The sequence below is a fragment of the Actinocrinis sp. genome (genome assembly GCF_035946395.1).
Classification (GTDB): domain Bacteria; phylum Actinomycetota; class Actinomycetes; order Streptomycetales; family Catenulisporaceae; genus Actinocrinis.
Genome location: NZ_DASYZI010000300.1, coordinates 1 through 10,173, shown reverse-complemented (window position 1 = coordinate 10,173; position 10,173 = coordinate 1). Strand labels below are relative to the sequence as shown.

Annotated in this window: 8 protein-coding genes and 1 pseudogene; 5 read left to right on the top strand and 4 right to left on the bottom strand. The window is 66.2% G+C overall.

Annotated features, from left to right (window positions below; genetic code table 11):
• Together VGS97_RS18260 and VGS97_RS18255 are read right to left on the bottom strand one after the other, a co-directional pair.
• The coding region (locus VGS97_RS18260; protein ID WP_326854780.1) for a hypothetical protein at positions 1-2,053 on the bottom strand (2,053 nt) is incomplete at its 3' end.
• Positions 2,054-2,237: 184 nt separating this feature from the next.
• Complete coding sequence (locus tag VGS97_RS18255) at positions 2,238-3,836, bottom strand: Rieske 2Fe-2S domain-containing protein (protein WP_326854779.1); 1,599 nt, start codon at positions 3,834-3,836, stop codon at positions 2,238-2,240.
• A 375-nt stretch (positions 3,837-4,211) separates the two neighbouring features.
• On the opposite strand from VGS97_RS18255, the gene VGS97_RS18250 reads away from it, so the two are divergent.
• A complete protein-coding gene (locus VGS97_RS18250; RefSeq protein ID WP_326854778.1) occupies positions 4,212-5,303 on the top strand; it encodes an LLM class F420-dependent oxidoreductase in 1,092 nt (363 codons plus the stop codon).
• A gap of 26 nt (positions 5,304-5,329) precedes the next feature.
• On the opposite strand, the gene VGS97_RS18245 is transcribed toward VGS97_RS18250, so the two are convergent.
• Positions 5,330-5,725, bottom strand: coding sequence for a hypothetical protein (locus tag VGS97_RS18245; RefSeq protein ID WP_326854777.1), 396 nt, complete (start codon positions 5,723-5,725; stop codon positions 5,330-5,332).
• A 174-nt stretch (positions 5,726-5,899) separates the two neighbouring features.
• Between VGS97_RS18245 and VGS97_RS18240 the strand changes: the two genes are divergently transcribed.
• The 4 genes from VGS97_RS18240 (at position 5,900) to VGS97_RS18225 (ending at position 9,587) form a co-directional block, all read left to right on the top strand.
• Positions 5,900-6,448, top strand: coding sequence for a hypothetical protein (locus VGS97_RS18240; protein WP_326854776.1), 549 nt, complete (start codon positions 5,900-5,902; stop codon positions 6,446-6,448).
• Positions 6,439-6,753 (top strand): hypothetical protein, encoded by a 315-nt coding sequence (locus VGS97_RS18235; protein ID WP_326854775.1) that lies wholly within the window; start codon positions 6,439-6,441, stop codon positions 6,751-6,753. Before VGS97_RS18240 ends, VGS97_RS18235 begins: the two co-directional genes overlap by 10 nt.
• A 76-nt stretch (positions 6,754-6,829) precedes the next feature.
• Positions 6,830-7,933, top strand: a complete 1,104-nt coding sequence (locus VGS97_RS18230; protein ID WP_326854774.1) for an ISAs1 family transposase — start codon at positions 6,830-6,832, stop codon at positions 7,931-7,933.
• An 886-nt stretch (positions 7,934-8,819) separates the two neighbouring features.
• Positions 8,820-9,587 (top strand): hypothetical protein, encoded by a 768-nt coding sequence (locus VGS97_RS18225; protein ID WP_326854773.1) that lies wholly within the window; start codon positions 8,820-8,822, stop codon positions 9,585-9,587.
• 17 nt (positions 9,588-9,604) lie between these two features.
• On the opposite strand, the pseudogene VGS97_RS18220 reads toward VGS97_RS18225, so the two are convergent.
• Positions 9,605-10,054 (bottom strand): annotated as a pseudogene (locus VGS97_RS18220) (transposase family protein); the annotation flags it as partial.
• Positions 10,055-10,173 lie beyond the last annotated feature (119 nt).

Sequence of the window (10,173 nt, the reverse complement as noted above, 5' to 3'; positions counted from 1 at the left end):
CGATGATCGGGTCGAGCCGGCGGATCGGCGCGTCCGGATCGACGCCGAAGAGCTTGGTGAAAGCCGAGGAGGCGGCGCGGTCCTCAGTGCCGGCGGCGGGAAGCGGCTCGGAGAGGGAGAACTGCTCGCCGGGCCGGTCCTCCATGGCCACCCGGATCTCGGGGGCACGGGCGTGGCCGCCGCGACCGGCGCCGCCGTCCGCGAGGATCGACTCGATCCGATTGGACGCGACGTAACGCGCACTGTGTGTGTCTGAACTCTGTGTATTTGAACCCTGTGTATCTGAACTGCGTGTATCTGAACTGCGTGTATCTGAACTCTGTGTGTCCACCTGGGCGCCCCAGATGCGCAGCAGCAGATGCCTGGTTTCCGTCTCCGTGGTCAGATCCGCGTAGCGCATGCCCTCCAGCGGGCGGGCCGCGTCCCACTTGGCGTCGAACTGGAGCAGGGCGAACTGGCCGAGCGAGGCGTCCTGCCCGATCTCCAGGTGCTTCACCCTGGAGGTGCGCCGCTGGTAGGGCAGGAACGCGACGATGATCCGGTCGTCGACCTGGTGCACGCTGCATTCCGGAAGCCGGTCGTAGAGGCGCACTTCGAGGCGGTCGGCGGGTAGGCCGTCCATGGTCATCTTGTGCGCCAGCCGCCGCAGTTCCCTGATGTTCTCCTCGACCCGGGTGTCGAACACCGGGTCCTGGATCTCCGCGGCGCGTTCCTGGGCCGCGTGCGTGGTCGGCGCCAGCAGCAGGACCTGCACCTTCACCCCGCGGGCCATCGCCTGCTCGACCGTGCGGGTGAACTGGGCGCCGCCCTCGGCCATCAGCGTGGAACTGGTGTCCAGGATCCTGATGGTGCGTTGCGCGTGCCCGACCAGGTCCATCAGGGTCCTGGTCGGCAGGCTGTCGAACTCCTTCGGTCGGTCGGTCGGCGTCGTGTCGTCCGTCTGCGGCCGCAGCAGGTGGAAGGCGGCGTCCGGGCGGCGGGCGTACTTGGTGTAGAACTCGCGGTTCAGCAGCTGTTGCAGCGGGTCGTCCGGCGCGACCGTCTCGGGCTGGAACGAGGCGTTCTGGTCGCCGAAGCGGATGAGCAGCGCCGGATTGGCCCTCGTCGCCGCGTCGATGCGCTTGGAGATCAGGTAGGTGGAGTTGTCCGCGTGCACGAAGCGGACCAGCAGGTCCCGGGTGGCCTGCTCGTCGACCACCTTGATCGGCAGCAGCTGCGGTATCGGCGCGGCGTCCTGCCAGATCGCCTCGAACTGGTCCAGGGCCGAACGGCCGAGCTGGGACTGGCTGGTGATCTCCAGCTGGGTGGACTGGTCGGAGAAGGCGTGCGGCGGCAGGAAGGCGAACAGGGCGCGCTCGTCCCAGCCGTAGAGGCTGAACGGCGCGGCGACCGTGTAGACGCGCAGTTCGAGCCGGCCGTGCGGGTGGCCGTTGCCGACCGCCAGGATCGCCGCGGCCAGTGCCCGGAAGTCGGCGATGTTCGCCTGGATCCGGTCGTTGATCCACAGTCCCGGCAGGGTCTGGCGCAGCTGGAACTCGCGCAGCGCCGAGGCGTCGGTGTTCGGGCTCATGAGCAGGACTCTGATGTCCGCGCCCTGGATCGCCGCGTCCCGCAGGGCCCTGACGGCGGCGTCCCGGTCCGCGCCGAACAGGCCGGAGAAGGTGTCCAGGATCCTGATCTGGCTGCGCGCCTCGCCGACCCGGCGCAAGAACCAGCCATAATCCAGCCGCGGGTGCTGGCGTATTTGCAGCGCCGCGGCCTGCCGCACGATCGGCTCGATGAGGAAGAGCACGGTCATGCCGCCGATCAGGTCGCCGGCGGAGTTGAGCAGGAAGTTGGGCCAGAAGCCGCTGCGGAAGCCGGCCGTCCACGCGGCCACGCCGAGCGCGAGGATCAGCGAGCCGAGGATCAGGAAGGCGAATACGTTGGGCCGCCGCGTCCACAACTCGCGCATCCGGACCGCGGCGCGGATCCGGTGCCCGGGAAGGCGCGGAACCTCAGGCTGCTGTGGCGCCCTCTCGTCCGGATGCTCGGACGTTTCAGCCAACGTCAACGCGGCCTCCCCATGTCAACGCTCGTACCGCCCCCTACGGCCGCCCCGCCGCGCGCGGCGTCATGACGACGTCTTGTCAGGATGGCACAGCGTGAGAAGACTGTGCGACCGGATCTGAGTGATTTTCAGGTAATTGGCAGGATCTCAGGCGCCGTTGTCCCGGGCAGTGTCGTCTCGGCCGCAGTCAGCCAAGCGTCGACGCGGTGATCTCAGGGTACGTGGCGTCCTGCGCGTCGCCCGGGCGGCAGGGGCGGCTGAGCAGCTTGCGATCGTCGCTCGTCAGGCAGCGGCCGGTGGCCAGCTCGAACTCCCAGCCGTGCAGCTGGCAGGTGAGCACGCCGTCGTGCACCGTGCCGAATCGGACCAGATCAGCCTTCAGATGCGGGCAGTGCCGCTGAATCACGTGGCCGTCGATCCGCGCGTAGTCCTCGACGCCGGAGGACTCGGCATAGTAGCCCTCGACGTAAGTCATCCGCTCGACCGACAGCGACTTGAAGAACGTGTAGATGTACTCGTTGTACGGGCCCTTACGCGACGCCTCGAAGCGGCAGGAGAGGAACAGTTCGTTCACCCAGTCCTGCGCACGCTTGCGCACCAGTTCCTCGATCAGCGGGCGCGCGGCTCGGAACCGGTAGCGGCACTCCTCGCCGTCGTAGGCGTCGATCCGCCGGTCTAAGAAGTCGAAGACGATCGACTCGTCCGTGCCGCCGTCGGCGGCGGCGACTTCCAGCAGGATCCGGCCGTTCAGCCCCGCGCAGGTGTAGTCGGCCGTCTCCATGAGCGGCTGCACCCACTCCTTGAGCTGCCCGACCAGGTCCGAGCGGTCCTGCGGCAGCGCGGCCAGGATCCCGTCGATCGCCGGCTGCACCTTCTGCTTGTACGAGAGCAGATAACCACGCCGGTCGTCCCTGATCCGGGCGACCTCCTCATCAGGGAGCTGCTCGACGGCGCAGTCGCCGTCCGCCGACAGCTCCACGCTCGTCCCGGTCAGCAGCAGGTGCGCGTTGTCCCGCCCCTGCTGCTCCAGGTACTCCAGGAACGCGAACTGGTCCGGGAACACGTTCGCCTCGTCCCGGTCCAGGTCGTTGAGGTGGAAGAGATCGTCGTCCAGGAAGCAGGGCGGCCCGGCGAACGGGAAGACGTGCGCCGCGTGGTACTGCTCCATGTACTTGAGCGCACGCGCCATCCCGTTGCGCCGCTTGCGCGTGCCGACGGTCTCCTTCATCCGCTCCGGGAAGTCGTACACCATCGGGTACCAGATTGCCCCGGAGTACTGGAGGAAGTGGCCTTGCAGCGGCCCGAACTCCTCGATCGGTCCGGCCTCGACCGGCCGCGAGTCGTTCTGGTTGTAAATGCGCACGCTGCCGTCGTCCACGGCCAAGCCGGAGTCCCCGAGCGGCCCATCGGTCGGCGAGACCAGCGCGTTGATCAGCACGCGCAGCCCGTCCAGTTCGACGACCTCGTTGTTGCGCGTCTGCACGAAGCGTTTGAAGCCGAGGCCCTCCAGCGCGTCGCGCAGGTCCGGCACCGGGAAGTCGGGCAGCAGGACCGTGGTCTGCTTCGACATGTGCCGGGCGAGCCAGTCCGGGTCGAAGTGGTCCCGGTGCAGATGCGAGACGTAGAGGTACTCTGCCGAGCCGAGCAGTCGCGGATCGAGGCCGGTGTTGTCCGGGAACGGCACCCACGAGCCGAAATAGGCCGGGGTGAACCAGGGGTCGCAGACGATCCGCCCGGCCGCCGTCTCCAGCAGCAGCCCGGCATGGCCGATCGAGGTGATACGCACCGGTGGAACTCCTCGTGTCCGCGTCGTCGCCCTGGGTGCGCGATCCGGCCCGCGCAACCGCCCTTAACCTATCCGACCCGGCGCGCACGAGCGGACGTGAGGCGCGTCGAACACGCCCTCAGCCCCGACCTTCCGTACCTGCCTGTTCAGCCGCTACGGTTTCGACAACGGCTGGATCACCCGCTTCGAATTTGACCGGGGCCGGCGCAGCAGGGTCGGCCGACGCGTAGCGGCGGGTGGGCCTACAGCCGCCACAGAAGCCCGGTCAAGTTCGAAGAGCCTGGATCACTGTGTGAACGGCTGCAACACAGCGAGTCGGCTCTCGCCGGTTCCGACGCGTTACGAGCGAGTTTGGCAGGGGAGGACGGCGGTTCGGTGAGCGGCGCCCCGCAGGATTCGGCGCGGCACGGTGCGGCCCCCGGCCCGGTGGTCGTCGCCCCCGCGTCGATGCGGCGTGTCCGCACGGCGCACCTGAACGAGCGGCCGCCCCCGGCTCCCGCACCGACCCCGGCCGAACTCGGCGTGTTGGTCGGAGCGCGCGCGGACGGCGACCCGGCCGAAGCGGTCCGGTTCGCGCAACTGGCCGACAAGCTCGGCTTCCGCGAGGTGATGCTCGGCGAGGCGACCGGCCACGACGCCTTCGCCTTGGGCGCCTCGATGGGACACGGACCCGCCACGCTGTGCCTCGGGCCGCTCCCCGCCGGAGTGCGTGACCCCGTCACCGTCGCGCGTGGCGCAGCATCCGTTGCCGCCCTTACCGGCCGTTCCCTCGGTATCGTCCTCGCGGCCTCCACGTCGGCCGTCGTTGAGGACTGGCATGGCCGCGCGCGGGGCGTACCGGCCACTGTCGTCGCCGAGTCCGCCGCCGTGCTGCGTGGGCCGCGCCGCGACAGCGGACTGCTCGCCGGGCAGCCGGTCGACTTCACCGGCGCGTTGGTGCGTACACGGGGCTTCGTCTGTGCACTGCCGCCCTCCAACGCCGAGCTGAGCGTGCTGGCGTTCGGTGCTGAGTTGACCGAGGTGGCCGTCGCGCGCGCGGACCGCCTCGTCGTCCCGATAGGCACGGTCGAGCACCTCGCCCGGCTGCGCGGCCGGATCCAACTCGCGGCCGAGCGCGCGGGTCGACCCGCGCCGCGCCTTGCCGTGTGGGTACCGGCCGCCGTCGATCCGGATGAGGACACCCGCCGGGACCTGTTGCGTGCCCTGATGCCTTACGTGCGCGCGGCTGGCTTCGCCGGGATGTTCACCGAGGCCGGTTTCGGCGAGATCGTCCGCCTGGCCCGCTCGGGTGCGCACGTGCGCTCGGTGGTGGCCGCGGCACCGCCCGAGATGCTCGACTCGGTGGCGGCCGTGGGCTCCATAGCGACCGTCCGCGCCGCCCTGGCCGAGTATCGCGCCGTGGGGGTGGACGACGTTCTGCTCGTCCCGCACAACGCCGAGACGCTCACCGTGCTGGCAGAGGCCTGATCGCAAGTTCGACTGCTTAGATCCGGTCAGCCGGACGCGCCGTCCTCGTCGTTCTTCGGCGGCCACGGGGCCGTCGGCACACCGGTCCCGGTCGACCCCGCCGGCCGTGAGCCGTTCGTCGCGGTGTGCCCGGTGTCCTGACGGGGAATCCGATACGGCTTCGAGTAAGGACGATGAGAACGCGGCTCGTCCGGGCTGTACGGCTGCGGTGGATACGCGTCCTGACCCTTGCCCCCGCCGACCGTGGCCATCTCGCGCTGGCGGCTCGCCTTGCGCTCGGACCGGCGCACGGTGACCAGAGTGACCAGGAGTACGAGCACGAACGAACCACCCGCGCCGAGCGCGATGATCAGGCCGGTGGCCGTTCCGTCGGACAGTGCCGCCAAGTGCAGGGCCTCGGAATGCAGGCCAAGGACGCTCATCGGTACCCCTTCATGACACGCATGACACGTCGGCGCGAGCCGCAATGGGATGGTGCCCAATCCCGGCCCTCTTCGTACACGTGTAGCCCTTTGGCTTAGCTCAAGGCGCGCGGTACGGGCGGCAGCGTTAGTTTCGGCCCAGGTTCATCCGCCGTTCAAGAGAGGCTGACGCCCATGGCCGAGAACGCGCGTACCGCTGCCGTCCTGCTGGTCAGCCCGGACCCGTTGCGGCGCGACGAGGTGGTCGAGGGGCTGCGCCGGCATCTGGGCGGCTCCTGCCGGGTCATCGGCGCGGGCGGGGTGCGTGAGGCCTCGGATGTGCTGACCTACCTGACCGGCGAGGGCACCGCCGTGGCCCTGGCGGTCTGCGAGCACCGGCTGCCGGACGGCTCCGGCGTCGAACTGTTCGGGCACGTCGGCCTCGCCTCGCCGACCACCCGGCGGGTGCTGCTGACCACGCTGGACCAAGCGGACTCGGCGCTCCAGGCGATCAACCAGTCCCAGGTGGACCGGTACCTCGTGCTGCCGGCCGAGCCGCTGGAGCACCGGCTGCTGCCGATCGTCGACGACCTGCTGACCGAGTGGTTCGCCCAGGACTCGGCGTCGCAGATCGGCGTCACCGTGCTCGGCCACCGGTTCGCGGCGGGCTCGTACCTGGTCAAGGACTATCTCGCGCGCATCCTGGTGAGTACCTGTCCAGGTATACTAATGGCATGGATATAGACGAGAAAGACGCAGCTCAGAGCGCTAATCCGACTGCTTACATCCATGTGTGGGGTGATGAGCGAAGCACTGCCAAGCGGTCGCCACGAAGCAAGCAAGCGGCGAAGGTGCGGCCCGCCGTGCAGTCGGCGCAAGCCATAGCGGAAACGCTGTTGGCAGCAGGCAGGGACGCCCAACGGCTCTTCCAGAGCATGGAGACATACAAGCCGCAGCGCGCCGGGGGATACGTACGCATCAGCAACGATCCCTTTGGCCTGGAACGCGGCGTCAACCGTCAAAATGCGGGACATCAGAGGGAAAGCTGATCAGCTTGATTGGAAGCAGGCACGGCATCGGAAGATCATGTTGGTTCTCGAAGCCATATGACCAGCGAAGAAGACCGTGCCCGCCGCTGCATTTTCCCTCATCTCGCCTACGCTTGACCAACTGCGTAGCACCGCCCCCATCGAACTGGTCGAGTGTCCTGGGCTGCTTGAATGCTTCTCTGTCGTTCCGGACCCGCGTTCCCCGCATGGGGTGCGCCGCGAGCTTGTCTACCTTTTGGCCCTGGCCGCGGCTGCGGTACTGGCCGGAGCCTGTTCGCTGGCAGCGGTCGGCGAATTGGTCGCCGACGCCTCTACCGGCGTGTTGGCCGCGCTCGGCGGCCGGATCGACCGACTCACAGGCCATTGCCCGGCGCCCAACGAGGCGACCATCCGCAGAACACTGACGCGCCTGGCTGCCGATGCGTTAGACCGGGCCGTGGGCCGGTGGCTCTCGGCACGCCGCCGCGAGAGCGCACCCGCCCGCGGTGCGGGCGCCAAGCGCAGGCGCAGGCTGCGGGCCGTTGCAGTGGACGGCAAGAGCCTTCGCGGCGCCACCAAAGCAGACGGCCACAGGAGCCATCTGCTCGCGACCGTCGACCATGCAGACGGCCTGACGCTGGCCCAACTGAACGTAGGCGAGAAGACCAACGAGATCACCTGCTTCACCCCGCTGCTGGACAGCATCGCCGACCTGACCGGCGTTGTGGTCACCGGCGATGCGCTGCACACCCAGCGCGCCCACGCCACCTACCTGCTGCGCCGTGACGCGCACTACATCGTGATCGCCAAGCGCAACCAGAAGTCGTTCTACCAGCAAATTAAAGCTCTGTCATGGCGGGAGGTACCGCTTGACGCACACGAGCGCGACGGCGAGCACGGGCGCCGCGAGATCCGAAGGACCAAGGTATACCGTCGACAACCTGCTGCTTCCCGGCGCCTGCCAGGCGATCCAGCTCAAACGCCGACGCACCTGCCGCAAGAGCGGCAAGACGACGATCAAGACGGTCCATGTCGTCACCAGCCTGACCGCCGATCAGGCCTTGCCCGTCCAACTGGCCATGCTCGTGCGCAGACGCTGGGGCATCGAGGCCCACCGCCACATCCGAGACGTGACTTTCGCCGAGGACGTATCCCGGGTCTGCACTGGCAACGTCGCCTGCGCCATGGCCACCTGCCGTAACCTCGCCATCGGCGCTCTACGCCTGGCCGGAACCACCAATATTGCTAGCGGGCTGCGCCGCAATGCCCGCGACCCGAACCGCCCGCTCGCGTTCCGTGGGCTCACATGACCAGAAAACGGACATCACACGACTTTGCCAAGGCCCTGAGCGTCAATTAGCGACTAAGGAACAACGAACTGATCCCGGATGTCGTCCTTGAATGTTTCGCTGGTCAACGTGGTTTGCTTTGGCGTGATGAAGTAGTTCATGAGCATCTCCTGGGGCCACTGCGCTTGCCGAATTTCACCTCACGACCCGAATTCGCTGGACCACGGCTTGAGGTAAATGACAGGCGTGTCGTCGGTGGCGTCGAGTTTTCGACGTGTAAATCAAGACCATTAACCTTCGGCAAGCGGCACCGCGAGACGCCCAGGCGGTTACGCCGTTGGGCAACTCTTTGCGCGAACAGGCCTACTTCAGGCCATACTTGATTGTCGCGTGTGTGCCGGACTCCTGGGTTTATGGTGTCGGTAGCGCGATGAAAGTAGAAAGCACCTCTAGGTGTGAGAACGCCTCTAGGCCCTGAACGGACTCAGGCCCAAAGCGAGCATTGTCCATGCGGATGATCGATTGTGCTCCTCCCCAGTAGTCATCGGTCGGCGTTGAGCGCCCCTACTACACGATCAAGTGGCTGGAATTTCACATTCATCTCTTCATATAGTTTAAGTTTACGATCGCAGCGTTCGAATGATAGCCAGCAATACTATTTACCCGCATCCGGATGCTAGAAACATAACGCTAAGACGACATCGCCGTCTCGCCACCACGCGAAACATGTGTCAGTATGAATAGTCCGGTATACGTGATCAGACACGAGGTGGCTAGCGCCGTCTCATGATTCGAGTCGTGAGGGAATCGGGCGGGATGGATCATCCTAAAGACGCGTCGCGATGGGAGCAGCTTGAGACGCGACTTTTGCTTCTGGCATTAGTAGGCATGCTGGGCGTGAGCCTGGCCAATGAAGTGTTCGACTTCGCGAGTAACCCGAAGTTCTACTTCCCGATGATCTTGCTCGCGCTCCTAGTGATCGTTCGCATCGCCGATGTAACGCGTGACAGGATCGAGTCGATTGCTATCGGGACACCACTTCGAACATACGACTCCCAGGCCGAGTTCTATGGTGGCGCGCTACCTGCTATCAACACGGCAGAGACCAACCTATTGGCGGTCTTCACGCATACCACCTCGCCACTCCAGCATACTATTGAATCAAGGCGCTACTACGCTGGTACATTAAGGTGGGTCAAGAAGAATCCCGGCAAGCGAAGCCTACACCGTGTCATCCGACTGCCAGCTACCAGCCCAGACGTCCAAGAGTGGGTGGACGAGCAGATCCGTCTTGCTAACAAGATTGAGAACTATCATGTTCGGGTACTGCGTTATCCTCCGGGGTTGGAGCTGGAAGGTGAGAACTTCGTGGTCATCGACTCACGCGAGATCTTTCTTGGATTCGAGATCGCTGGCCGCGAGGAACTACGCGGGTTCAGCATTCATGATGAGAAGGTCGCCCGATCGTTTGAGCAGCATTTCTGGGAGCTATGGCGGATCGCAGATCACAACAGTCAAGGTATTTTCACTGCGAATCTTGCTCATCAGACGCCACAATCGGCTTAGTACTGAGCCTTTCCGATCTACGCTCGGGCGAGTGAAGATCGCTTCCGGGCGACGGCGAAGACGGCTTTGATGAGTTCAGTGATGCGGTGCGGGCTGATGCGCACCAGGCGCAGGATCCGCCAGCCCTTCAGCAGGGCGAAGCCGCGTTCACCCGGGGCGCGTTGCTTCGCGTGGGCACTGTTGGCGCGTTTCTCGAATCCGTCGTGGCCTTTGCCTTTCGGGCGTTTGGCCGGGGTGCGCACGGGACCGCCCGCGCCCTGGTAGCCGCTGTCGGCCAACGTCTCGATCCCGGCGTCGGTGACCGCGTCGACGATCCCGTCCGCGCGGGCGGCGACCAGGTCGTGCGTCGAGCCGCAGCGTGCTTCGCCGACGAACGCCGGCTCGCCGCTCGTCCCCATTAAAGCCTGCACGTTCACGCCGGGACGGTGATGCTTGCCGCTGTAGTATGGGGGCTCTTCGAGCTTGGTCGTGCGTGTCTGGGTGGGGTTTGATCGTTTGGTGGTTGCAGCGTGAACCCGTGGCCTTTGTGAAGATTCAGGTTGCTGAGTCTTGAACGTTCACGGGGAGGCCACGGGCTTGGTCAACG

Excerpts from the sequence above, each read along its gene's own strand:
- VGS97_RS18245 (WP_326854777.1), bottom strand. The coding sequence starts at position 5,725 with ATGAGCGTCCTTGGCCTGCATTCCGAGGCCCTGCACTTGGCGGCACTG.
- VGS97_RS18235 (WP_326854775.1), top strand. The coding sequence starts at position 6,439 with ATGGATATAGACGAGAAAGACGCAGCTCAGAGCGCTAATCCGACTGCT.
- VGS97_RS18240 (WP_326854776.1), top strand. The coding sequence starts at position 5,900 with ATGGCCGAGAACGCGCGTACCGCTGCCGTCCTGCTGGTCAGCCCGGAC.